This is a genomic window from Fibrisoma limi BUZ 3, from assembly GCF_000296815.2.
Lineage (GTDB): Bacteria > Bacteroidota > Bacteroidia > Cytophagales > Spirosomataceae > Fibrisoma > Fibrisoma limi.
Genome location: NZ_CAIT01000004.1, coordinates 411,345 through 436,368 on the forward strand (window position 1 = coordinate 411,345; position 25,024 = coordinate 436,368).

At 53.6% G+C, this 25,024-nt stretch carries 22 protein-coding genes; 17 read left to right on the top strand and 5 right to left on the bottom strand.

The window, feature by feature from the left end; genetic code table 11:
• Positions 1–55: 55 nt before the first annotated feature.
• Genes BN8_RS02180 through BN8_RS02190 form a run of 3 tightly spaced genes read right to left on the bottom strand, consistent with a single transcriptional unit; the run spans position 56 to position 6,167 of the window.
• On the bottom strand, positions 56–1,402 hold the full coding sequence (locus BN8_RS02180) for an alkaline phosphatase family protein (RefSeq protein ID WP_009280141.1): 1,347 nt from the start codon (positions 1,400–1,402) through the stop codon (positions 56–58).
• Positions 1,403–1,439: 37 nt separating this feature from the next.
• A complete protein-coding gene (locus BN8_RS02185) occupies positions 1,440–3,095 on the bottom strand; it encodes a RagB/SusD family nutrient uptake outer membrane protein (protein WP_009280142.1) in 1,656 nt (551 codons plus the stop codon).
• An 18-nt stretch (positions 3,096–3,113) separates the two neighbouring features.
• On the bottom strand, positions 3,114–6,167 hold the full coding sequence (locus tag BN8_RS02190) for a SusC/RagA family TonB-linked outer membrane protein (RefSeq protein WP_009280143.1): 3,054 nt from the start codon (positions 6,165–6,167) through the stop codon (positions 3,114–3,116).
• 724 nt (positions 6,168–6,891) lie between these two features.
• On the opposite strand from BN8_RS02190, the gene BN8_RS02195 reads away from it, so the two are divergent.
• The 16 genes from BN8_RS02195 (at position 6,892) to BN8_RS02270 (ending at position 21,051) form a co-directional block, all read left to right on the top strand.
• Entirely contained in the window at positions 6,892–7,611 is a 720-nt protein-coding gene (locus BN8_RS02195; protein WP_009280144.1) for a response regulator transcription factor, read from the top strand.
• A gap of 93 nt (positions 7,612–7,704) precedes the next feature.
• Positions 7,705–8,133 carry a phosphonate C-P lyase system protein PhnG gene (phnG, locus tag BN8_RS02200; RefSeq protein ID WP_009280145.1) on the top strand — a complete coding sequence of 143 codons (429 nt, stop codon included), beginning with the start codon at positions 7,705–7,707 and terminating at the stop codon, positions 8,131–8,133.
• 22 nt (positions 8,134–8,155) lie between these two features.
• Positions 8,156–8,767 (top strand): phosphonate C-P lyase system protein PhnH, encoded by a 612-nt coding sequence (gene phnH, locus BN8_RS02205; protein ID WP_009280146.1) that lies wholly within the window; start codon positions 8,156–8,158, stop codon positions 8,765–8,767.
• Between the two features lie 52 nt (positions 8,768–8,819).
• On the top strand, positions 8,820–10,145 hold the full coding sequence (locus tag BN8_RS02210; protein WP_009280147.1) for a carbon-phosphorus lyase complex subunit PhnI: 1,326 nt from the start codon (positions 8,820–8,822) through the stop codon (positions 10,143–10,145).
• The gene (locus tag BN8_RS02215; protein WP_009280148.1) at positions 10,142–11,074 is read left to right on the top strand and encodes an alpha-D-ribose 1-methylphosphonate 5-phosphate C-P-lyase PhnJ; all 933 of its coding nucleotides are present in this window, start codon (positions 10,142–10,144) and stop codon (positions 11,072–11,074) included. Before BN8_RS02210 ends, BN8_RS02215 begins: the two co-directional genes overlap by 4 nt.
• Complete coding sequence (locus tag BN8_RS02220) at positions 11,071–11,919, top strand: ATP-binding cassette domain-containing protein (protein WP_009280149.1); 849 nt, start codon at positions 11,071–11,073, stop codon at positions 11,917–11,919. Before BN8_RS02215 ends, BN8_RS02220 begins: the two co-directional genes overlap by 4 nt.
• A gap of 125 nt (positions 11,920–12,044) precedes the next feature.
• Positions 12,045–12,764 (top strand): phosphonate C-P lyase system protein PhnL, encoded by a 720-nt coding sequence (locus tag BN8_RS02225; RefSeq protein WP_009280150.1) that lies wholly within the window; start codon positions 12,045–12,047, stop codon positions 12,762–12,764.
• Positions 12,765–12,786: 22 nt separating this feature from the next.
• Complete coding sequence (locus BN8_RS02230; protein ID WP_009280151.1) at positions 12,787–13,965, top strand: alpha-D-ribose 1-methylphosphonate 5-triphosphate diphosphatase; 1,179 nt, start codon at positions 12,787–12,789, stop codon at positions 13,963–13,965.
• Positions 13,953–14,765, top strand: coding sequence for a hypothetical protein (locus tag BN8_RS02235; protein ID WP_009280152.1), 813 nt, complete (start codon positions 13,953–13,955; stop codon positions 14,763–14,765). Before BN8_RS02230 ends, BN8_RS02235 begins: the two co-directional genes overlap by 13 nt.
• A 3-nt stretch (positions 14,766–14,768) precedes the next feature.
• On the top strand, positions 14,769–15,425 hold the full coding sequence (locus BN8_RS02240; RefSeq protein ID WP_009280153.1) for a DapH/DapD/GlmU-related protein: 657 nt from the start codon (positions 14,769–14,771) through the stop codon (positions 15,423–15,425).
• A gap of 153 nt (positions 15,426–15,578) precedes the next feature.
• A complete protein-coding gene (locus tag BN8_RS02245) occupies positions 15,579–16,496 on the top strand; it encodes a phosphate/phosphite/phosphonate ABC transporter substrate-binding protein (protein ID WP_040005255.1) in 918 nt (305 codons plus the stop codon).
• Between the two features lie 43 nt (positions 16,497–16,539).
• The gene (locus BN8_RS02250; protein ID WP_009280155.1) at positions 16,540–17,220 is read left to right on the top strand and encodes a thiamine phosphate synthase; all 681 of its coding nucleotides are present in this window, start codon (positions 16,540–16,542) and stop codon (positions 17,218–17,220) included.
• A 95-nt stretch (positions 17,221–17,315) separates the two neighbouring features.
• On the top strand, positions 17,316–18,101 hold the full coding sequence (locus tag BN8_RS02255; protein ID WP_009280156.1) for a phosphonate ABC transporter ATP-binding protein: 786 nt from the start codon (positions 17,316–17,318) through the stop codon (positions 18,099–18,101).
• A complete protein-coding gene (phnE, locus tag BN8_RS02260) occupies positions 18,101–18,910 on the top strand; it encodes a phosphonate ABC transporter, permease protein PhnE (RefSeq protein WP_009280157.1) in 810 nt (269 codons plus the stop codon). Before BN8_RS02255 ends, phnE (BN8_RS02260) begins: the two co-directional genes overlap by 1 nt.
• Positions 18,911–18,961: 51 nt before the next feature.
• The gene (gene phnE / locus BN8_RS02265; protein WP_009280158.1) at positions 18,962–19,780 is read left to right on the top strand and encodes a phosphonate ABC transporter, permease protein PhnE; all 819 of its coding nucleotides are present in this window, start codon (positions 18,962–18,964) and stop codon (positions 19,778–19,780) included.
• Between the two features lie 98 nt (positions 19,781–19,878).
• Positions 19,879–21,051, top strand: coding sequence for an alpha-D-ribose 1-methylphosphonate 5-triphosphate diphosphatase (locus BN8_RS02270; RefSeq protein WP_009280159.1), 1,173 nt, complete (start codon positions 19,879–19,881; stop codon positions 21,049–21,051).
• A 307-nt stretch (positions 21,052–21,358) separates the two neighbouring features.
• Here BN8_RS02270 and phnN read toward each other — a convergent pair whose 3' ends face one another.
• Both phnN and BN8_RS02280 read right to left on the bottom strand, forming a co-directional pair.
• Positions 21,359–21,907: a phosphonate metabolism protein/1,5-bisphosphokinase (PRPP-forming) PhnN gene (gene phnN, locus BN8_RS02275; RefSeq protein WP_009280160.1), complete on the bottom strand. Its 549-nt coding sequence runs from the start codon at positions 21,905–21,907 to the stop codon at positions 21,359–21,361.
• 223 nt (positions 21,908–22,130) lie between these two features.
• Positions 22,131–22,925 (bottom strand): endonuclease/exonuclease/phosphatase family protein, encoded by a 795-nt coding sequence (locus BN8_RS02280; protein ID WP_040005257.1) that lies wholly within the window; start codon positions 22,923–22,925, stop codon positions 22,131–22,133.
• A gap of 824 nt (positions 22,926–23,749) precedes the next feature.
• Between BN8_RS02280 and BN8_RS02285 the strand changes: the two genes are divergently transcribed.
• Entirely contained in the window at positions 23,750–25,024 is a 1,275-nt protein-coding gene (locus BN8_RS02285; protein WP_009280162.1) for a site-specific integrase, read from the top strand.

Here is a 25,024-nt window from a genome sequence, read left to right on the forward strand (position 1 = left end):
AAGACAGCATAGGTGATTAATTAGGTATGTTGAGTGGGTTGACTGATTGCCAGTATCAGTAGCCTTTGATGTATTCGTCGGCAATCATCCCTGGGTACAGGATTCCGTCGGGTACTTTGAAATCGATGCCCAGCGTGTAGGCCACCAGGGGTGCTACGTCTTCCATGCCGAGCGTCGGCACGACCATTTTCTTACGCAGGCCCGGACCGAAGGCTACGAAACCGGCGTTCAGGCTGGGCCGGTCGGGCAGCATCCCGTGCGAACCGCCCGGCGTTGACTGCACCAGATCGGGGTGGTTGTAGCGCGAGGTACATACTACGCCCTCCACGGTCTGGATAGCCAGGGCGGCATTGGGATCGGCACCATACTTGTCCAGTTCGGCGCGCTCCACAATACGGTACAGTTTGCGGATGGGCGCCGGTTGCTCTTCAATCAGCTTCCGGACGCGGGCTAGGGTAGCTTTATCGTTCGGGTCTTTCAGGATCAGGAACTGGTCCTTGAAGCAGGCTTTCCAGTTGCCCCGATCCGGCTTGTTTTCGAGCAGACCTTCCTTGATCAGCAGGGAGTTCCAGGCCAGTTGGGTGTGGCGATCTTCAAAGCCGTGGTCACCCGCGATGATGAACACCGTGTTTTCATAAATCCCGGCTTTTTTGGCAGCCTCCACCAGTTGACTTACGCACACATCGGCGTGGGCCACCGCTTTGTACACCTTATCGCCTTCCTTACCCTGTTCGTGCTGCACGTGGTCGGTCGTCACGAAATGGACCGTAATCAGGTTGGGTTTATGCTTCTGAATCAGGTAAGCGGCTACGTTGGCGGCCCGCATATCCGACGCGTACGAATCGAAATCGGTTGACGTCTGACTACGATCTGCAACCGGCGTTTTCCCAGTTACGTTCTCCTCAATTTCCTTCAGAAACTCGTCGGGAGCGCTGCTGTCCGGCGTGCGGTACGAACGGTAGTACCAGTTTACCGGAGCGCCCACCGACACCGGCCAGTTGATGGCCGCGCACGTGCCACCGGATTTTTTAACGGCATCCCACAGGGTCGGCACCTTGATCTGGCTGCTGTTCGAAAAACTGCCCGCACTCCATCCTTTTGCATCAAATGGCTGGTTGTGGTAGATGCCATGCCGCATGGGCAGCGCCCCGGTGATCATGGTGATGTGATCCGGCAGAGTTACCGACGGCAGCACCGGGCGCATACCCCGCGCCTGGATGCCTTCTTTAGCTAACTGCTGAATGGTGTAGGCCGGCCATTTGCTGTCGGTGTAGAAATCGGGGCGCATGCCATCGATGGAAATCAGGATGACGTGCTTGGCAGTCGGTTTCGGCTGGGCAAAACCCGGCTGAGCTACTACGGCCATCAGCAGCAGAAGTAGAAATGCAGTCAGTTTCTTCATGAGTTGGGGAATAAAGTGGTTAGCGAAAAAGCTGGATTTATTGATTCTGGGTTAACAAACGGGGATTGGCATCAATAGCTGGTTGCGGGATGGGAAACAACCGACGCTTCGGGTCTTTGTCGGTTTTCGACGCCCGCGTGTCTTCGTACTTACCGAACCGGATCATGTCGGTCCGCCGAACCATTTCCCAGTAGAGTTCGTATCCGCGCTCGTTGAACAGCGCATCCAGCGTCAGTTCGTTAGCGGCCAGCAGTTTGGGGTGTTTGCGGGCTCTCCGCACAGCGTTGACGTCTTCGAGGGCAGCGGCTACGTCTCCCTTGCGGAGTTTGGCTTCGGCCCGCATCAGGTAGATGTCCGCCAGACGAATCAGGGGCTGGTCAACCCGCGAGTAGTTCCGGCCGTTGGTAGCCCGGGGGTCCACTTCGTATTTGGATACCCGCACTCCGTTGGAGTGCCCGCTGTTCCGGTCAAAATCAACGGCCACGGAAAAGTCAACTGCTTCGCCGGTCCGGGCCCGGTTGAACAGTTTTTCGATGACCAGTTCGCCGTTGGCCGTCCGTTTGAATCCGTTTCCGGCGCTGTTGAGCACAATGCCGTACTGCTGCCCCTGCAACAGGCCCCGGTTCAGTCCCCAGCGGCTTTCGGGCACCGACGTAACGGAGCCGTCCTGCGGAATCACTTCCTTGTAGAAGCGCGGATCGTTGCGGTTGTTCTGCCAGGTGTTCCAGAACTCGGGCGTGATGGAGCCGCCATCTGTACCCACCGACTGCGGATTGATCAGGCTGAAGTGGTGATTGCGGGCCAGGGCAAACCAGGTGAACCGGCCGCCGTTGTTGGCGTCGTCGCGCTGGTCAAGCACGAAAATATGTTCCGGATGGTTGTGGTTGTCGAGGTTGAAAATCCGGAAATAATCGGTGGTTTCGAGGGCGTACTGGTTTGAGCTGATGATGCGGTCGCAGAACTCAATCGTCCTGTTCATATCATCGGCCGGGAACGTGAACGTCGAGGCCGTACGATTTAGGTACACCGCCTTGTTCAAATAGATTTTGGCCTTCAGCGCCCAGACAGCCCCCTTTGTGAAGCGACCGGCCCCCACCTGGCTTTTGGTTTGGAGCGTGTTCTCGACCGCGTCCAGTTCGCGAAGCAGGAAGTCGATAGCCTCCTGCCCCCGGAATACCTGCGACTCGCCCGTACCGGCGCTGATCGAAGCCGGATCGCGGTACAGACACAGGCCAAAGGCATCGAACAGAACGTAGTTGTAGAACGCGCCCATGGCCCGTGCTTCGGCTCCGTAAAGGGTTGCGTTCGGGTCGTTCAGCGTCTTCAGGGTGCTTTCGGCGATACCCGCCCGGGCAATGCCTTGCGTCAACTGGTTCCAGACGTTGGCAAGGCTCGTGTGGTTGCTGCTCCAGGTATGCTGGTGCATTTCGATCAGTACCCCACCGTTGTACCAGTCGGTACCACCCCGGAACGGCACGATGGCCTCGTCCGTAGATACTTCCTGGAGCAGAAAATAATCTTCGTGGCCGTTGAACAAACCGTTCATGCGGGCGTAGACCGGAGCCAGAATGCCACCGGCTGCGCCGGGTCCCTGCAACAGGTTCGTATTCAGAGCTTCGTCCAGCACTTCTTCTTTCAGGTCGGTGCACCCGAACGTCAGTCCGAGCAACATCACAAACAGTATCTTTTTCATGGGTTGAGACTGAGTAGATTAGAATGAGACATTTATACCAAGCAGGTAAGTGCGGGCTCGTGGATAGTTGGTGATATCAATACCGTAGGCAATGATCCCATCGGTATTGGCCGGCACGTTAACTTCGGGGTCGAAGCCTGTGTAGTTGGTGAAGGTCAGCAGGTTCTGGCCCGTGGCGAACACCGACAGGTTTTTCAGCCAGTTAATCTTCGCCGTGTTGAAGTTGTACCGCAGGGTGGCGTTATTCAGCCGCATGAAATTGCCGCTCTCCAGGAAGCGGGTCGAGGCCGTGGCGGAGTTGGTATTGCTTTCGTTGGCCGTCACATACGCCTGTGCAATGTTTTGGCCGGATGCCAACTGGGGCAGATTGAAGTAGGCATTGGCCGTGTTGTTATAGATTTTGTTGCCCGACACCCCGTTGAAATTGACCGACAGATCAAAGCCTTTGTAGCCGACGTTACCGTTGAAGTTATAGGTAAAGTTCGGAATGGGCGAACCAGCCACAATCCGGTCGGCGGCACTGATGGTTCCGTCGCCGTTGACATCGCGGAAGGCGTTCAGACCGTTTTCATTCAAGCCGGTGAACTCCTGCAGGTAGAACGAAGCGATGGGATACCCGTTCAGGTTACCGCTCACCGTTACGCCCGACAGGCCCGGACCGCTGATGGAACCGGTACGCAGGAACGAGAAGGGCGCATTCTGCACTTCATTCCGGAGGAAGGTCGCGTTACCGCCCAGTTGCCAGTACACTTTGCTGTTGCGGGGCGATGCGTAGTTCAGGCCCAGTTCCAGCCCTTCGTTGATCACGTTCATGTCCACGTTCTGCCACCGGCTGCCGGTCGGCGATACGGGATCGGACACGGTGATGTTCAGCAGCATATCGCTGGTGTTCTTGTAGAAGTAATCGACTGTACCGGACAGCGCACCACCGAACAGGCCGAAGTCCAGCCCGATGTTGGTCTGCGTCGTTACCTCCCACTTGATGTCCGGATTAGCCGTCCGCGAGTACGTGTAGCCGGGCGTAATACCGGATTCAGTCAGCGGGTAGCCCTGGCCGTTACCGGTACCCGACGTCAGCAGTGGCAGGGTGATCTTGCCGGGAATTTCCTGGTTACCGGTCTGGCCCCAGCCCGCCCGCAGCTTCAGATCACTGACAAAATTTAAACCCGACAGAAACGCTTCATTCTTGAGCTTCCAGGCGCCCGATACTGACGGGAACAGACCGTAGCGGTTGTTGGCTCCGAACTTCGACGATCCATCGGCCCGCACCGTGGCCGTCAGCAAGTATTTGTCGGCAAAGGCGTAGTTGACCCGGCCGTAGAATGATTGCAATTCGTTAATACTGGCACTACCCAGGATAGGATTCTGGCTGATGCTCAGGCTGGTACCGATGCCTGGATTGTAGATGGCGTCGATTTCGCTGGTCGAGAAGTTGTTGATGCTCGACGAGTTGGTCCGCTGGAAGAAGCGCTGGTACGAATGACCGGCCAGCACATCAAACGTATTGTTCCCGACTGAAAAGGCGTATTTCAGGTAATTTTCAATCAGGTTGCTGGACGACTCGTTTTTGGCGAACACCGCCCGGCCTTCCGGGAAATCCAGCTTTGGCAGACCGCTCCGCTTCACCTGCGTTTCGCCGTTGCCGACGCTCCGGTCGATCGCGAAATTGATCCGGTATTCCAGGCCTTTGATGAGCTTCAGTCGCCCTTCAATGTTACCCAGAACCCGGTCGGTGCGGGCGTAGCTGTCGAACAGCTCCAGATCGGCCAGCGGGTTACGACCTTGCGGGAACACAAACAGTGATCCATCGGGGTTGCGCACCGGGTACGTCGGGTTGGCCCCCAGCGCATCCGGAATTAGACTGCCCGAGTTGGCTCCGGCGAAGTCGTTGCGCGGAGCGGCCCGGTTGTTTGTATGCCCCGCCGTAAAGTTGACACTCACCCCCAGCCGATCATCCAGCAGCTTCTGCGTAAAATTGATCCGCCCGGTGTAGCGCTTCAGTTCATTCGTTTTAATAATTCCCTCCTGGTTCAGCAGCGACAGCGATACGTAGTACGTTGAGTTTTCGGAGCCACCGTTCAGCGCCAGGTTATGGTTCTGCGTGAAAGCCGTGCGGAGAATCTGATCCTGCCAGTCGGTACTGATGTTGCGGTTGTAAATATTAGCGGGTCGGTTGTTGGCATCCTGAAACCGGATAAACTCCTCGGCCGTGAGTAGGTCAATCTTATTGGCCACCGTCGATGCGCCGAAGTAATTGGAGTAGCTCAGGCCCGATTTTTTGGCCGATCCTTTTTTTGTCGTAATAATAACGACACCGTTGGCGCCCCGGCTTCCGTAAATCGCCGTTGCCGACGCGTCTTTCAGTACGTCTACAGACTCAATATCAGCCGGGTTGATGAAGTTGAGCGGGTTCAGCGGGGCGCTGGAGCCGAAGCCTACGTTAGCCGACCCGGTACTCACCACCGAATTGTCGAGCGGTACGCCATCCACCACGAACAGCGGAGTATTACCACTACGGATTGAACCTGGCCCCCGCACAATGATCGTCTGGTTAGCGCCCGGCTCGCCAGTGTTACCGGTTATATTCACCCCCGACAGCTTACCCTGAATCAGTTGCTCCGGCGAAGTGATGACGCCCCGGTTGAAGTCTTTTTCGCCAACCGACCCGATGGCCCCCGTCACGTCGGCCCGCTGCTGAGTACCGTAGCCAACCACTACCACTTCGTTGAGGGAGCGCGTATCGGTCTGCATCGTCACGGACAGAACCGTACGTGTTCCCACCGTCACTTCCTGCGTAACGTAGCCGATCGAGCTGAACACCAGCACGGCGTTCTGATTTGGTACGTCGAGCCGGAACTGCCCGTTGCCATCGGTCGTCGTACCGGTGTTGGTCGATCCTTTCAGGACCACGTTGACACCCGGCAGCCCTTGCCCGGCGTCATCGATAACCCTGCCGCTAATTCCCACAACCGTGCCTGCAAACAAAGCGTGCATAGCCATTCCCTGCAGCACAAAGACAACCATCATTAGTCTTACCAGGTGCATTCGAAATTTTCGTAGTTGTAAGCTCATTTTTCAGCCGTTTTACGTGTAATGTTCTTAGTAATCATATGATTGCGCTGATGAACGCTTCCGGCAACAGTCATGCTGACCGGTCAAGGAGGGGGCTTTCAGGAATTGATCTGATCAATTCGGTGGCAAGATTATCGCGGCTATGTTAGGGTTATATTTGAAATCGTTTAGGGTTCTGGTTCCCCGTTTTAAGTTTCGGTTAAGGAATATTGGCCAGCGAAACAGGTAAATAATGTAAGTCGGGTAGACAGGCGATCCGGATGGCTGAGGGAATTTTTAGAAGAATATACGTACCCGAATGGACTCTTGTGCCAGTCGGCCTCACTAACTAAAACCTAATACAGGTCTAATCAAATCGACACGTTTGTGCCGGAATATTAAGGTCTGACCAGCAAGGTTATACCACGCCTACGCGTGAGATGCGTGATGTTGCTGGTAGAGATTAAAGCCAGCAGATAGGTGTAAATGTGTGCTGAGTCTATGGAAAGCGTGTCAGCGCCGGTTCAGACGCGCTTAGGGTAAACTGTTAATCCGAAACGGCGGCATGGTATGCCCCTGGCGCCGACAGACTCGCCAGCGATTTAATACTAACATAAACTCAGTATTCAGGCGACTCACTAATTTAGTCGTTACAGAATGCTAACAATCCAGATCACTTCTTGTGTAGTCCAAGCCTTTTCAGTGGCAACTCAATGATAGTTTCGGCTATTAACTGGACATACGAATGAAATTTTCAACAATTGTCGTCATCGACGACGAGGAAGATATTCTAGACCTGATCCGGTACAATCTCGAAAGAGAGCGAGCTACCGTCCATACCTTTCTGTCGGGGAGGGAAGCCCTGCAGAACATGTACGCTATCCGGCCCGATCTGGTGGTGTGTGACTGGATGATGAACGACATTGACGGGCTGGATCTCTGCCGGCTGATGAAACGGGACAACAGTCTGTCGCACATCCCCTTTGTGATGCTGACCGCCCGGGCCGACGAAATCGATGCCGTAACGGCCCTCGAATTGGGGGCCGATGAATACCTCATCAAACCCATTCGAATTCGCGAACTGATTACCCGCATAAAAAAAATTCTCATCCGCACACAACCAGTCCCTTTGCTGCTGGCCGAGCCGGAACCGATAGAAGTAACTCCGGACGACAAGGTTCTTTCGTTCAAAAAGCTCACCATGAACATTGAGCAGCACCGGGTTCTAATTGATACGGAAGCAATCGACCTGACCTACACGGAGTTTAAACTGCTGCAACTCCTGATCAGCAAACCCGGCCGGGTGTACACCCGCAACCAGATCATGGAGAAGGTCAACGGCATGGACTATTTCGCCACGGAACGCTCCATCGACGTGCAGGTGGCAGGGCTTCGAAAGAAACTCGGACCGTATAAAGACTACCTTGAAACGGTACGGGGCGTGGGCTATCGGATGCAGGAATGAAAATACTACTGTAATTGAATGCTATCTGTTTCCTAACCAAATCTGAATATAGCCCAGCTACTTTTGTCTGCTCACTGATCGAAACAGCCGTTTATGGAGCAGAACCAACGTACGGACTACATTCTTTGCGAATGCCCGCTCGACAACCTGACCAGGTTTGTCAATGACTTATCTGATCGCTATCAACCCAGTCTCCTGAAAGCTCCCCGCCTTTGTCTGACCATGATCCAGGCGGAAGATTCAGTCGAATACCAGCCTTTTTACCTGGGCGAAGCACTCACCACGACCTGCGAGGTAGCCATCAATGGTAAGGTTGGCTATGGCATCTGTCTCGGCGACGAACCGGAGCGGGCGTATTGCCTGGCCGTTATGGATGCGGTCATGGCGCTGAACGACGCCCAGGCCCCCGCCATTGACGCTTTTCTGGTCGAACAGGAACGGCTGATTCAGCGTCGGGACGAAGACGAGTTCAGCCATATAATGCAGACTAAAGTAGATTTCAAACTGATGGAGCAGTCCTGAGGGCTTCTCTGTCTTTTCAGATATGATACGGGAAACTTCTTACGACGAGGTCTTCGACGCGCAGACGCATTTCAGGCTTATTATGGACAGCATGGCGCGGCCGGGCAAACTCAACGTACTCAATGGGGTAGCCATTCAGCCACCCGATTCCCTCAACCGGGCGTCGGCGCTGATCGGTCTGGGGCTGCTTAACGCCGACGTGTCTTTTTTTGTCGCCCGGAACGCGACGGCCATTACCACCTACTTTACGGTGAATACGGCCTCGCGACCAGCCCCGGCCGCCGAGGCCGACTTTCTGTTCCTGCACGGAAACGACAGTCCGCAGCACCTCGACGCGGCTAAACCCGGCACACTCACTTACCCTGATACGAATGCGTTTGTGATCATCGACGTAGCCAGTATCAGCCTGCATCCCGATCAAACGACCGAACCCCGGCTCCAACTGACCCTGTCGGGACCGGGCGTAAACGGGCAGCAAACCGTGTTCGTTGCTGGCCTGAACGAAGCCCTGCTGACAACACTGCGCGACAAAAATGCAGAATATCCGCTGGGTATTGATACGATCCTGACCGATCAGAACGACCAAATTTTGTGCATTCCACGATCTAATCGGTTTGTGGTGGGTGGTTTGTAGTTAGTGGGTGGTTTGTGGTTCGTGGTGAGTGGTTTGTAGTTGTCGGACGGCTATGCTTATTGGCCAGCGAAACACTACGAACTACAAACCACTCACCACAAACTACACCACCCCCTACAAACCACCCACCACGAACCGCAAACCAAAAACGACCATGGGTTACGTTGCCGTCAAGGGAGGGACCGAAGCCATTGCCAACTCGATTGATCTTGTTGAGTTTTACCGGATAAAAGACGAAACGCCCCCCATCCACATCAAACAGTTGCAGGCGCAGTTCCGGCTGGCTATTGACAAGATCATGGGCGAAGGCTCCTTCTACGCGCCTGAATACGGAGCCCTGGCCCTCAAGCAGGTGGAAGGGGATGTGTTCGAAGCTGCGTTTATCATGCGGGCGTTCCGGGCAACGCTGCCCCGCATGTATTACTCAGCGGTAATTGACACCCGAAACATGTTCGTTCAACGGCGGATTTCGTCGTCGTTTCGGGATATTCCCGGCGGACAGGTACTCGGCCCAACCTACGATTATACCCAACGTATCATCGACACCCGCCTGGCCGACGAAAGTTACGAGCAGGTGCAGGCGTTTCTGGAGCAGTTCAAAGCCCGAATCAGCGAAACCGACCGGAAAGCCGTCACAACGTTCGGCAAAGTCATCGACATGCTTCGCGCCCAGGGGTTGCTCAAAGGCGTCGGCAACCGGGACGACGAATCGGAGGAAGGTCGCCGACTGGTCGACATCACCCGCGAGGCCATTAAGTTTCCGGCCCCCCGCTCCGCCCGGCTCCAGATGCTGGCACGGGCCGAAACGGGCGGCATCATGGCCCTCGGCTACAGCAGCATGCGGGGCTACGGCGGGGTTCACCCAACCGTGGGCGAACTTCGGGTCGGACTGGTTGAGGTGAACGTTGCTGACCCATCAGGCCGCAGCCGCTACATTGGCCGCATCCGGGTGACCGAAGCCGAGATGATTACCAAAGCTAAAACCGGCAAAAAGTCGGAACGTAGTGCGGGCTCGGTACCGTACTACGCCATCGGCTACGGCCTGTGCTTCGGCCAGAACGAAACCAAGGCGATCTGCATGGGGATTCTGGACCGGGCCATGCGAAACGGCACGAAAGACGCCCCGGCCAATGACCAGGAGTTCGTGCTGTACCATACCGACGGTATTGAGGCTATGGGTTTCACAAACCACCTCAAGCTGCCCCACTACGTTACGTTCCAGTCGGGACTGAACAACGTGCGCCGGGCCGTTGCCAAAAGCAAAAAGAAAACGGAGGCCAAACCCACGTCACCGACGTCAACCCCGGCCAACGGCGCATCCGGGCCATCGGCCGGGGATGCCGAGCGTATGCCAACCGAAGTCCTGACCGAACTATGATCCCGACGTTCAAAAAATTCGATACGCAGTTCAATTTCGCCTTCATTGATGAGAATACAAAGCGCGAAATCCGGCGGAAACTCCTGAAAGCCATCTGCATACCGGGCTACCAGGTGCCGTATTCGTCGCCCGAAATGCCCATTGCGCGGGGTTGGGGAACGGGCGGCCTGCACGTCACGCTGTCGGTGATCGGCAAAGACGACCGCTTCAAAATTATCGATCAGGGCAGCGACGCCAGTGTGAACGCCTGTAACCTGCGCGATTTTGTACACCGGGTCACCCACTGCCGCGTCACCTTCGATACGCACGAAGCTACGTTGATTCAGACCCGCCACCGGATACCGGAAGAGCAGTTGAACGACGGCCAGATTCTGGTGTTTCAGGTACCCCAGCCCGAGCCGCTGCGGGCTGTGGAGCGCTACGAAACCAAAACCCGCGAGATGCACGGCGAAGCCGATTACGCCCGGATGTGGGTGTCGCTCTACGAAGCCTTTGTTCGCTACGGCGATATCATGCAGGGAGCGGGCTACCCGGTGATGGTCAACGGGCGGCACATCATGTCGCCTTCGCCCATTCCCCGCTGGGACGTTCCGAACCTGAACCAGAGCGACTGTTTGTACCTGTTCGGCGCGGGCCGGGAGAAACGACTCTACGCCGTGCCCCCCCACACGGACGTTGTTCCCCTTGAGTTTGAGGACGTCAAGTTTCGGATTGAGCAGTTTTCCGGCATTCGCTGCTCGATGTCGGGCACGGGGGGCGCATTTATGGACGAACTCTACAACGACCTCGGCGACTTCCGGCACGTGATCAACGACAGCGACTTCCTCGACAAGCTGGTCGAACGCAAAACCCGCCCGCAGCAGTGGTCGAACAAGTATTTGCAGGAGGTGCTGGATGAGATGAACGCTAATACTGACCCGCAACCATGACCAACCTATCCGATAACTGGCTGCTCAAAGTAGAGGGGCTGACCAAGATTTACGGCGAACCCAACGAAAACTCCGTTCGGCTGACGGGCCCGCTGTTCGGCTCCAACATCTGCCCCGAAACGGACAGCATCGTGGCCTGCGCCGACATTAACCTGGAGTTGTTTCCGGGCGAAGTGCTGGGGGTCGTCGGCGAAAGTGGCTCGGGCAAAAGTACGGTAGTGCGCCTGCTGTACTTTGATCTGGAAAGCACGGCGGGCGTGGCTTACTTCAACCAGTACGGCAACGGCGCCATCAACATCCTGAACGAGTCCAGCCAGAAAAAGCGCTTCATCCGCAACCACCTGATGGGCATGGTGTACCAGAACCCGAAAGACGGCCTGAACTTCCGGTTTTCGTCGGGGGGCAACATCGCGGAGAAGCTGCTGATGGCCGGCAATTTCAACGTCGGCCGTATCCGCGAACGCGCCACCGAACTGCTGGAACAAACCGAAGTACCCGTCCGGCGTCTGGACGACAGCCCGGCCAGTTTCAGCGGGGGTATGCAGCAGCGGGTGCAGATTTCCAAGGCCATCGCCAACAACCCACCGCTGCTCTTTCTGGACGAAGTCACGACCGGACTCGACGTATCGGTACAGGCCAAAGTGCTCGATATGATTCGCACGCTCCAGCAGGAACTGGGTATCGCCATGATTGTGGTATCGCACGACCTGAGCGTCATCCGGATGCTCACCGACCGGACCATCGTGATGAAAAACGGGCGTATTGTCGAGCAGGGCCTGACCGATCAGATTCTCCAGGACCCCCAGCATCCGTATACGCAATTACTGGTCAGCTCGCTCTTGTAAACTTGTTTGTGGTTTTCGGTTCTCGGTTTTCCCTTGATAAAGCCCCTGAGCCGCTCAGAGGACTTAACCACAAACTACAAACCGTAAACCACAAACCGTAAACCTGTAAACCAAACCCCTGCCCCATGCCCCCCATCCTCGACGTCCGGCACTACACCAAGCGATTTGACATGCACGTATTGAATGGCAAACGCATCAACGCGCTCACCAACGTTTCGTTCAGTCTGGAGCCGGGCGAAATCGTGGGGCTGGTCGGGAAATCTGGCTCCGGGAAGTCCACCCTGATGAAAAGCATCTACCGGACGTATCTGGCCACCAGCGGGGCGATTTACTACCAGTCGCTGCGCTACGGGCCGATCGATCTGGTACGGGCCACCGACCACCAGATCATTGCCCTGCGACGCGACGAAATCACCTACTGCTCGCAGTTTCTGAGTGTAATCCCCCGGGTATCCGCTGCCGATGTGGTCGCCGAAGGCTTGTTCCGCCGGGGTGCTGGGCGGACTGAAGCTTGGCACCAGTCGCGCGACTACCTTGACCGGCTGGGGCTTCCTCAGGAGCTCTGGGATGCGTACCCATCGACTTTCAGCGGGGGGGAACAGCAGCGCATCAACGTAGCCCGCGCTATCATTGCCCGCCCACGGCTGCTGCTGATCGACGAGCCGACGGCCTCGCTGGATCAGCGGACGAAAGATGTGGTGATCGACATGATCATAGCTCTGAAAGCAGAAGGGACGTCGGTGCTGTGTATTTCGCATGATCTTTACACCCTCGACCGGCTGGCCGATCGACGGATCGAACTTAAAGATGGTCACATTGTAGCTACCACCTCACCTGTGAGTTAACCCTAAACTACGTTTTCAGTCCATGCTTCTCTACAACGCCAGTATCGTCACCCCCAAAGGACTAATCCGAAACGGCTATGTACACCTGTCAGGGGGAAAAATCATGACCATTGGTAAGGGCAGTCTCGACTACCTTTCGGTTAAAGATGCCATCGATGCACAGGGCAAATGGTTGTTGCCGGGACTTATTGATCTGCATACCGATGCCATTGACGCCGAGATTTCGCCCCGTCGGAGCGCCGACTTCCCGATCGACGTAGCGTTTCGCGAACTCGAACGGCGCATGAGCGGCTGCGGCATCACAACGGTCTACCATTCCCTGCATTTAGGGTATACCGCAGCCGAACTCAATGCCCAGAGCAAATACAGCCGGCGGGAGATTTTTGACCGGGTGTACGCCCTTACCCGGCAGCGAACCCTGATTAACAACAAAATACACCTGCGCTTTGAGCTAACGGGTATCGACGCGTTTGAAACTGCCTGTGACCTAATCGAAAAAGGCTGTATCGATCTGCTTTCGGTTATGGATCACACACCGGGGCAGGGGCAGGTCAGCGTTGATAGTTTCATCCGGATGGCCGTTCGGCAGGGGATGTCGGAGGCTGAGGCCCGGCAGGACCTGGCCGAAAAACAGGCCGCCCCAATCCTGCCCACGAACCAACTTGACATTCTGCTTGATTTAGCCCGCAGCCGCTCAGTAGTTGTGGCATCGCATGATGACGACACGGCTCAGAAGGTGGATGACATGTACGCAGCCGGAATCCGTATCTGTGAATTTCCGGTATCGATGGAAGCGGCCCAACGCGGCAAGGAACTGGGTATGTACGTTATCGGCGGCTCATCGAACGTGCTGCGGGGGGGCTCTCTGTCGGGCAACCTCGGCGTTGAAGAAGCCATCCGGGCGGGGGTTATCGATAGTCTCTGTTCGGATTATTACCCCCCTTCGTTGCTTCATGCGGTGTTCCGGCTGGCGGCCAATGGCATGGCACTCACCGAAGCGGTTAAACTCGCAACCCTGCACCCGGCGCAGGCCGTCGGCATCGATTCGATGACGGGTTCCATCGAAACGGGCAAGCAGGCTGATTTGATTCTGGTGGACGTATCCGAAAGCACGCCCATTGTTACCCATACGTTTGTGAACGGCCACCTGGTCGCGCAGGCGAATCTGCAACCTCAACCCGAACCCGCATGGCAAGCCTAGACACGTCGGCGGTCGCCGAACTGACGTACCACGAATACCAGCAACGGCAACTCCGGGAAGTTACTGAAGATCAGCTTCGGTACCGGGCCGGGCAGCTCCGGAAAGCCGACCATTTTGCGTATGTAGGCGGCCAATGGCACCACCTTCCCTACGAAGGTTACGCCGTCGTTTCGATGGTGGATACCAATCCGGGCAACGACGATGTGAGCCCCCGATTGCGTGCGATGCAGGGGCAGATAGCGACCGGCTTCGACCGACCCGATGCGTTTTTCCCGCTGCCCGCCGACAGTTTCCACCAGACTGTCGCCAATACCCTGTCCGCCGAGCGGTACCATGCTCACGTAGTAGCCGCCGGACTGACCAACGAATACCCGGCACTGGTGAGCGGGGCGTTTGCCCAACTGCCGCAGGCCACCGAGGCCACCCCGATCCGGATGCGTCTGGTCGGGGTGAGTCTGTTTTCCAGCGCGGTGGGGATACTGGGAACATTCGATGAGGAGCGTGACTTCGACCGGATTCTCCGGTTTCGGGAGCAGTTCTACGCCGACGAACCCCTCCGCGCCCTGACCGTTCGGCGCACCCGGCCGTTTATCGGGCACATTACGCTGGCTTATTTCGGCTCTTTGCTTTCCGAAGCCGAAAAAAAACGGTTAATCAGCACCTGTGCGACGATCAATGACGCCCTGAACCGCGAACCCCTGTTTTTTACCGTATCGACAACCGAATTACGCAGCTACCAGCATCTGGCTCATTTCGAGACCAGGCCTGGCTACCCCGTGTATTCATTTATCAAGTCCTGACGTATGCTCCTAGCCATCGACCGTTTTCCCGAAGACCCCGAACCGGCGGGTGGAAAACTCCTGAGCGAAGAACCGACCATCCATCCAACCTGCCGGATTCATAAGAGCCAGGTGGGTAGCTGGACAGCCCTCGGGCCTCATACCACGCTTTCCGAAGCAACGTTCGGCGATTACAGCTACACGGCCGGTCATGTGTCTATTATCTACGCCGACATCGGTAAGTTCTGCTCTATCGCCAACAGTTGCCGCATCAACCCCGGCAACCACCCGCAGTGGCGCGTAACGCAGCACCACAGCACGTATCGCCGGATTCAGTACGGTTTCGACACCGTCAACGACGAAGCATTTTTCGACTGGCGCCGGGAGCACCGCTGCACCATTGGCCACGACGTCTGGATTGGTCACGGGGCCATCATCATGCCGGGGGTTCGGATCGGGACGGGGGCAGTTATCGGCAGCGGGGCTGTAGTCACCAAAGACGTCGGGCCGTACGAGGTGGCGGTCGGCGTTGCGGCAGCGGTTATTAAAAAACGATTTCCGGACGATGTCATCGAGAAACTCCTGGCTATTGCCTGGTGGGACTGGGACCGCCCGACCCTCGAAGCGCGCTTCAAGGATTTGTTGGACGTGCCCTCATTTCTGGAAAAGTATAGCCAATGACGTCGCCCACCAATTAACATATCCGGCGACGTTGCCCGAATAGGGGACACATGACCCATTGTTAACGATTTCATCACAGCATCCTAACTTTTTAAACAAATGCCCCGGCTATTTTTAACAATCGGTAAGCGTAACCTCTTACTTCCTACTGCAATGAAAACAGGGTGGTCAACCCTACTGGTTTTTGTGCTGGCCGGAGGATTGCTGGCCGGTTGCGGCCGTTCAGAAGACCAGTCTGACAGTAATCCGGAGAAGCTCCGGTTTGGGCTGTTGGTTGCGCAGGAAACCGAGCAGACATATGAGCGGCTGGACGTCCTGACGAAATACTTCGCCAAACAACTAGGGCGGGAGGTGGAGTTTTTGCAGATAACAACGCCCTCGGCCATGATTGAGGCTATGCGGGCCCGAAAGATTGAGGTCGCGGGGGGCACCGGCGCGTTTACGTATCTGGTTGCTTCGAAGGTGATCGGGGCCGAAGCCATTGCCACTACCACGGCTGCCGACGGGAACGTACGTTACTACAAAAGTTGCCTGATCACGAGCCCTAACTCGGGCTTACGATCCATTGATGACGTCATAAAAAATGCCGGTAATATTACGCTATCCTGGGCGTACCCTACATCTACATCGGGTCACCTGGTTCCTCGCTACTACCTACAGAAACGTGGCATAAAACCACAGGATTTTAAGGAAGTATTTACGTCCACCGATCACACCGCTACCCTGTTCTCGGTCGCGTCTGGCAAGGTCGACGTAGCTGCGATCATGTACGCTACCCTTGATCGATTCATGAAGACCGGTAAGGTAAAGCCCGGTGCTGTTCGGGTTATCTGGGAATCGGAGCCGATTGCACCGGGTCCGATATTTGTCCGGAAGGATCTGGACCCGGCTTTGAAAAAACAGATCCAGCTAGCCTACACGAACGTAGCGAAAGCTGACCCCGACGCTATGGAGGCCTTACAGTCACAGTTTACCTATAGCATGAGCTATATTCCCGTTACGGATTCACTATACCAGTCACTGCGACAGATGGCCAATCAGATTGAAGGACTTACTCTGAAAGAAGAATGATAACTTTACGTATATCCATACGGCCAAGAAGCTACGTCGAGCTATGAAATTACTGCTGATCTCTAACTTTAGCGACATCCCCAACGAGCACTACGTCCTAAATCTGCTGTTCTGCGAGGGACTGCGCTATTTCCATCTGCGCAAACGCGATTATACGATCCACCAGATGGCCAACTACATTGAACAGATCGCCGAGCCGTTTCGCCAGTATGTTGTCCTGCATTCCCACTTCGAGTTGATCAATGAATATGGCTTAAAGGGCGCTCATTTTACCAAAAAGTTCGGCTATGACGATTACCTGCTCAGCCGAAAGCTTCCCTCAGACTCTCCTTTGGCATTTGAACACCTCAGCTTTTCGTTGCACTCGATTCCAGAGATCAAGCGGATGCCTGTTTTTTACGACTACCTGTTCCTGAGTCCGGTTTTCGATAGTATTTCCAATCAGGGATATAACAGTAAGTTCAGGACGCAGGAGCTAAAAAGCTTCCTGACACAGAAAACCAACCGACCGGAGGTAATCGCCCTCGGGGGAATTACGGATGAAGTCGTCACCAGTGTGTTCGATACCGGATTTGACGGGATGGCGTTGCTCGGCTACATCTGGACAACATTCGAACGAACCCAAGACATTGTTCAGGCGGTTAAACGATTTAAAACCATTAAAAATCTGATTCGCACCCGAGAAGAGGCTACGGCGCTTTCGTTAGCGGCTTCGAGAGAATAGTCCGACGACGGTTTTGCCCGCTAATCGAACCCTAACAAATGGCTTAATAGGGGCTAATACGATGCGATTACTTTCGTTGCAGATTTTTAGCCCGCATGATAGAGGTTCGACAGATCACGAAATCGACGAAAGAGGGGGTGCCTATCCTGAAGGGTATCAGCTTCACCATAACCAAAGGCGAATTTGTCGGCATACTGGGTCCGAGTGGCGCCGGTAAGACGCTGACCATGCGATGCCTCAACGGACTCACCCGACCCACCAGCGGTGAAGTCCTGTTTACCGACCACCAGAATAACCTCGTCAATCTGACGCATGCTAAAGGCCGTGAGCTTCGAAAGGCACGTCGGCAGATCGGGGTGATTTTCCAGGGGTTCAACCTGGTGAAACGTCTGTCAGCGATTGATAATGTCATGATCGGTCAGCTCGGACGTATTAACCTGTTGCGCAGCCTGTTCTATGGCTTTACTGACGACGAGGCCATGCGTGCGCTGGCCGTGCTTGAGCACCTTAAAATAGCCCACCTGGCTCAGCGCCCGGTCGGATCGCTGAGCGGGGGCGAACAGCAGCGGGTAGCCATTGCCCGCGCCATCTACCAGCAGCCGTCTGTGATGTTGGCTGACGAACCCATTGCGAACCTAGATCCGACTAACGCCCGAAAAATCATGCAGATTCTCAAGCCGCTGGCTGAGCAGATGCCAATTATCGGGGTTTTTCATCAGCCTGATCTGGTTATGGAGTTCTGCACTCGGATTATTGCGCTTAAAGATGGTGTGGTGGTTCGCGACGGCGATAATAAGATGACACGCAGTGAACTGATTGATCTCTACGGGGCTGAACTTTCAGAAATTGAAGCGTCTCAACGAATTCTACAGCCTGTCTGATGAAACAGAACGTATCCTGGACATACAGCAGCTACCGGCGTAAGCAGACGTTACGTAACTGGACGGTGATGCTGGCTACCTTTTTCTGTGCCTACTGGGCTGGTATTTCCTGCAAGGTCGACTTGGACGCTCTAAGAGCTGGGATTCCTAAAGGCATAGAATTTATCAGCTATTTGTTTCCACCCGACTGGACCGCCTTTGCCGACATGGCCATGCCGGCCCTAGAAACTATCTTACTCGCTTTTCTGGCAACTGTCCTGGGCGCGTTTCTGTCGCTTTTTTTTGGATTGGCTGCTTCGTCGAATATTGCTCCCCGGTGGCTGCGCAACCTGAGCCGTTTTCTGCTGGCTACGGAGCGATCCCTACCTGAAATTGTGATTCTCCTGTTGCTGATTTCTGCCCTGGGGCTGGGACCTTTTCCCGGCGTTATTGCGATGGCGTTCGGATGTATCGGCATGCTGGGTCGGTTGTTCAGCGATGCTATTGAAGAGATAAATCCGGCTACACTGGAGTCCATCGAATCGGTGGGGGCTCGCAAATTGCAGGTAATCGCCTATGGTGTGCTGCCCCAGGTGCTGCCCTCTCTGTTGAGCAACACCATCTTCCGGTTTGAAGTCAACATCCGGCTTTCGGTGCTGCTGGGGGCCGTAGGGGCTGGTGGCATTGGGTTTCAATTGTACTATTCGTTTCAGACACTGCAATACCAGCGGGCTACTACGGCCATTCTCATCACGCTGTTGCTTGTATTCCTCTCTGAACGTCTGTCGAACTCCATTCGGAAAAAGCTATCCCAGGAGGCTAAACTCTGATTAACCCTGTAATGCTTGCGGTTCAACTTGTCAGCTAACCTCTTTCGCTCTATGAACGTATCGCTCGATAAGCAGTATCTGCCTTCCGAACGCTACAAACGCCATGCTGCATATCTGTCGGTGCTGGCTTTAGTGATCATCGGCCTGTGTACGTATTTTAAATTTGAGCCGCTGCTGTTTATCACCGATTTTCACTACATGGCCGACCTGGTGGTCGAAATGACCCCGCCTAATTTTGAGGTCTTGTGGCGCAAAGAAAAAATCTTCATTTCCATCCTGCAAACCTTATCTATGGCGTTTCTGGGTACGCTGGTTGGTAGTACGGTAGCGATGGGACTGGCATTCCTGGCGGCCCGCAATACAACTCCTCACCCAACGGTAGGTGTCATTGTCCGGACGCTCCTGGCCATCGAACGGGTCATTCCAAGCCTGGTCATACTGCTTTTATTCCTAATTGCCGTGGGGCTCGGCCCCTTTGCGGGGATGCTGTCGCTGGCCGTAGGTACCGTCGGGATGTTCGGTAAATTGTTTGCCAATGCCATCGAAGGGGCTGAGAAAGAACCCATCGACGCCGTGTACTCCGTCGGAGCCAGTAAGCTGCAGGTCATCCGGTATGCGGTGATGCCTCAAGTGCTGCCCTCGTTTATTGCCAACCTGTTCTACGCCTTCGACATCAACCTGCGGGCGGCCATTGGGCTAGGGGTTTTCGGGGGCGCGGGCGTCGGTTACGAAATCAGTATGGCCATGCGGCTCGTGCGCTATCGGGATGCGCTGGCCCTGATCTGCTTTACAATTCTGCTTGTTTTTGTGGTGGAAAAGCTGTCGGACTGGCTTCGGAGCCGTGCGTTGGGGCAGGACCTGCTCAAATAGCAACACGCCCTGAAAATCTCATGCACCCCTAATCTGTCCCTAACAAACGGACTTCACCTTTGGCTGTCTTTTCCGAACGTTTGCTCTTGCCCAACTGTATGAACCACCATATCCTGACCAACGCCCACATCATTACCTCGTCCGACGATTTTACCGGCTCCGTTGTCATTGAAAACGGTCTGATTACCGACATCGTCAGGGGAAAAACCTACGCCGAGGGCGATAACCTGCAGGGTATGTGGCTGGCACCGGGCTGTATAGACATTCACTCCGATTACCTCGAACGCGAAATCCACCCACGGCCGGGTGCTGACTTTCCGATTCCGATGGCGTTCCATTTTATGGATCAGCGTGCGGCAGCCTGCGGACTGACCACCGTTCTGAGCGCAGTCAGTTTTTCAGACAATGATGGACTAAACCGCTCGTTCAGCCAGGCTATTGGCCAGTCGCGGGAGATTGATGAGCTGCGGAAAGGGGCGCTGGTTCGGCATTTTGTGCACGCCCGGCTGAACCCGAATACGGATACGGTGCTGGACTACCTCGACCAGATGAAGTCGATTGAAAGTCTGAAATTAGTGGTGTACAACGACGCTATCCCCGGCCAGCGGCAGTTTACGTTTGAGGACCTGGTAGTCAAACGCATGAAAGTCTGGAACACGAACGACGCCGAAACCCGGCAGCGGTTGCACCAGCAGATTGACGAACTGAGCCGTATTAACCACCGCGACGCCATCCAGGCTGCTTTCGAAGGGGTTTGTCCGCTGGGTAGCCACGACGATACGACCGTAGCCCATGTTGAAGAAGCCCGGCATTTTGGCGCTACGTTATCAGAAATGCCGACGACGCTGATCGCGGCTCGCAAAGCTAAAGAACTCGGCATGCTCGTATGTATGGGAGCCCCAAACTACGTTCGGGGGGGATCGCACTGCGGTAATCTGTCATGTGTGAGCGCCATGCAAGAGGATCTGGTCGATATGATTTGCTCAGACTATCACTTCCCGACCATGCTCACGGCGGTGTTAATGATGATGCACGATGGCATGTCGCCTAGCCAGGCTATCAACTTAGTATCGCTCAATCCTGCTAAGGCTATAGGATTGGATAAAATTGTTGGCAGTATTGACGTAGGCAAAGAAGCTGATTTGATAGCTTTTTATAGCAAAGGCACGTACGCTGATGTAAAGAAGGTATGGGTACGAGGGGTTGCAAAGTTTCAGGTTGCAGCCCAGGAAGTTACCAATTCGATGGGTGTCAATGTGGCGCTTTCATAGTCACAAGGGGATCGATACTTTTTTTTCTCTTTAGCCTTAACGAAAGGTCGATACACCCGGACTTCAATTCTCGATCAGCCTCCGATCCCCCTCTTTGGACTTGGGAGGGCTGACGGTATGGGAAATCGACGATGAGGTTCCTCACAATTATCTACTGCCCTCGATTGTCCTCGCGTTACGTTCTGTGCCCGAACTGACTGCAACCGAACGAGCTATCTGGCACCGTGTTAAATCACGTGTGATGCCTCTTTATGAAGTTACAGGATCCTGTGATAGTTCAAATGCGGAATACGCGGCCGCCTGTAGTCTAACTATTTAGTAACTCAATAAATCTGGCTCCTGTTTCAGCTAAAGGTTGGTCATTATTGAGCAGTACCAAATTAGGATGCATAACCGGCGCCATGAGTTGTGAGCGTTCAATGCGAGCGTTGATTTCGCTGGTAGTTTCGCGGCCCCGATCGATCAACCTCTGTCGTAGTACCTCTGGACTTACGTCAATCAACACTACCCGCATCGCTGGAAACCGTTGGCTGGCTGTTGGCAAATATTCCCGTGAGCCATTAACTACTACATTGGCTCCCATTTTAAGCCACGAAAGAATTTCAATACCGATGCCATAGAAGTTCTGATGGCTTTGCCAGTCGAGTGCGAAAAAGCCCAATTCCCGACGTTTCAAAAACTCGGTCTGACTCAGTTCAATGTGGTTTTCGCCCCCAGCTGACATAGGTCGTGTTATGTACCGATGCGCGAACACCACGGGCAGTTTGCCGTTGATTTGCTGACGAGCGTAATTCATTAATGTGTCCTTCCCCGCCCCTGAAGGCCCAATTACGTAAAATAGCTTTCCGTCTGCCATAAACTGGTAGTGAAAAAATGAGTGTTTTCAAGCTTTGCTCGAATACCAAAAGGTGTTGACACCCTGATGGTATACATCTTAGTACTTCTTACAAAATGACGTAAATCATCAATGGCTGGCCATCGCGGGTGTTCGTCCGTCACCACGTTCTGATTTTCGGAGCCCGAACGTACAGCTGACAATCCATTGATCTCTGATACGTTCAATGTATGAGTTAGTAAAGTCAGCTCAATTCGGCTTGAATCATTACCCCGAAATGATCACTCGGGTAGATACCCGCTTCATCGGGCGTGTCAAGAACGATACGGGCGTCTGTAACATGTGGATGCGAAGAGTGATTGTATGACAGCGAGAAAATAAAATCAATGCTTTTACCCTCTGCTGACGGCTCGCCAGACTGATTAACAACTGTATAACAAGGCTGTTTACCATTTCCAACCTGGTAGAGATTATGCACTGAAACAGTCGGATGAGCCAATAAATATTGAATTTCATCCGAATGCAGGTCAGCATTAAAGTCGCCACATAAAAAAATAGGTATGTCTTTCTCATACAAATCGACCTGCGCCAATATCGCCTGCAGTTGTGCTTTGCGAAGGGTCGAACCGTTGTACAGGTGTGTCAAGTGCGTATTGATGACCAATACGGTTGTACCGTCGCAATCGAGCTGGCAAAAAAGGGCAGTTCGTTCACCATCCCTCTCGTTCATTGGCAGTTTAATTGTATCGGTATTAACAATTGGATACTGAGATAACAGGCCCAATCCTGAACAACTCTCCATTATCAACCCCTCAAACAGGCGAGGTTTACAGCGGGTGGAACTACCATGGTAATACATTCCCAGATGGTCGGCCAGGTCTCTTCCAGTATCAGCTCCCGCGGCCTGAAATACCTCCTGGCAAGCGACTACATCAGGCTTCAAAGCTTGCAGTTGATGTTTTAGTAACTTGAGTCGAGCCCAGTACGTACCGTCGCCTTTCCAGGTATTAATGGTGATTAGTTTAAGAGAAGATCCCATAACGCGCTCGAGCGATAACAGATTTTCGTGTGAGTTCAAGGGAAACTCCGATGCAAATCTACCGCAATCTTAAACAGTCAATTATTAAGAATTTATGTATTTGATGTGCCGATAAAACGCGCAATGCAACTCAAAGGCGCACTGGGGCTTTCGTTGCGAATTCTAAAATTTTATCCTTTATATCGAGTAAGTATGAGCAAAATATAGCGAAGGCAATTCAACCGGCCCGCAACAAAAATTTTTACGGGCCGGCTAAACGTTTATGCATGTGCGAACAAGAACTTACCTTAATGCTTTCCCCGGTTTGCCGAGAATGTTACCGTACCCACGGATCAACGACATTAACCCTGTCAGGACTTATAGTAATGTTAGTAGTTGGTTAGGCTGACTTAATCGCTTACAGCAAATGTAACCTCTTGTGCTTACAAGGAGTGGGAACCCCTATCTTTTACAATAGATTGCTAATCTCAAGTTCAGGCACCACCTGCCTGCCGTTCTGGTTTGCCCCAGCAATTTGGCATAGGGTAAAATTACTCACTTATATGGGGCGAGAGCCAGATATTGTAATACTTGTAACACAAAAAAGCCTCAAATCGTGAGATTTGAGGCTTTGTGCTCCCGAAGCTGGGCTCGAACCAGCGACCCTCTGATTAACAGTCGTATGTAATTTTATTCTTGTTATTTATTGTCGTTTGCCTGTATTTGTTAAAGTATTGAAAAACAGAACCTAACAGGCGGTAAGGCTTTGCCATTGTTTATAGTTGTTGCGTGTTATTATGTAAGTTTGTGTATCAAACTGTGTTCACGCAAAAAAATATTAACGTATGCCCACAGGTAAATCAGAGGTTAAGCCCACTGCTGCGGTCGTCTTAGACACCCGGCGCCAAAAAGTCAATGGTACATTTCCCATTCGGCTACGAATAACGTACCAGCGAGAGCGTAAGTACTATTCCATCAGGTTGGACGATTTAACTTCTGAGGAATGGTATAAGCTGAGGAAAGCAGAACGTCTTAAAGACAAACGTTTGGTGGCTATGCGTGATGAAATTGCGGAGTACGAAAAGTTGGCCAAGGACATTATCAAAGAGATACCACGATTTTCGTTTGAACGTTTTGAAGAACGATATTTTGCCGACCATTCCATTGACGCTAAGTCGCGAGCCGATGACGTTTACATGGCTTTCACGGATGAGATTGCAAAGTTGCGAGGTCAAGGTCGTGTGTCAACCGCTAGTACATACGAAACAGCGCTTAATTCGCTTAAAAATTATAGGTCACGTTTACGGTTCACCGACCTAACCCCCAAACTTCTTGAAGAATACGAAAACCGTTTGGTACATGAGGGAAGATCAATCACAACAGTCGGAATATACTTGCGTAATCTACGGACGCTGGTAAATCAGGCTAAGGCGAAAGGGGTAATCACTGCTGCCGAGTACCCTTTCGGAAAGGGGAGGTATGAGATACCCGCTGCCAGAAACGTTAAGAAGGCCTTGACATTGTCAGAGATTGAGCGAATTTATAATTCGCCTACAGTGCCGGAGTCACCCGCTGATCGTGCCAAGGATTTGTGGTTTTTTTCTTATCTGTGTAACGGCATTAATGTGAAGGATATATGCCGCCTGAGGTGGGCCAATGTGGATCAGGACCGAATCACGTTCGTCAGAGCTAAAACGGCACGTACCAGAAAAAGCAATCAGAAGCCGATATCAATTATTGTGACCAAGGAGGTTCGTGCAATAATAGAAAAATGGGCTGACAAGGACCATTCATCTAACGGTTATGTATTCCCATTCCTGCCAGCTAATGTCACCCCTCAACGGGAGCGAGAACTTGTACAGTACTTAACCAGATCCATCAATAAATATGTCAAACGGATTGCCGTTGAACTTGGGATAGACAAACCGGTTACGACTTATACCGCTCGCCATTCCTACAGTACCGTACTAAAGCGTTCAGGGGCACCGATTGAATTTATAAGTGAAAGTCTTGGTCACAGCGATCTTCGGACGACAGAAAATTATTTGGACAGTTTTGAAGACGATACCAAACGACAATATATAAAGAGTCTGTTGAATTTCAATTATTCGACAGATTAG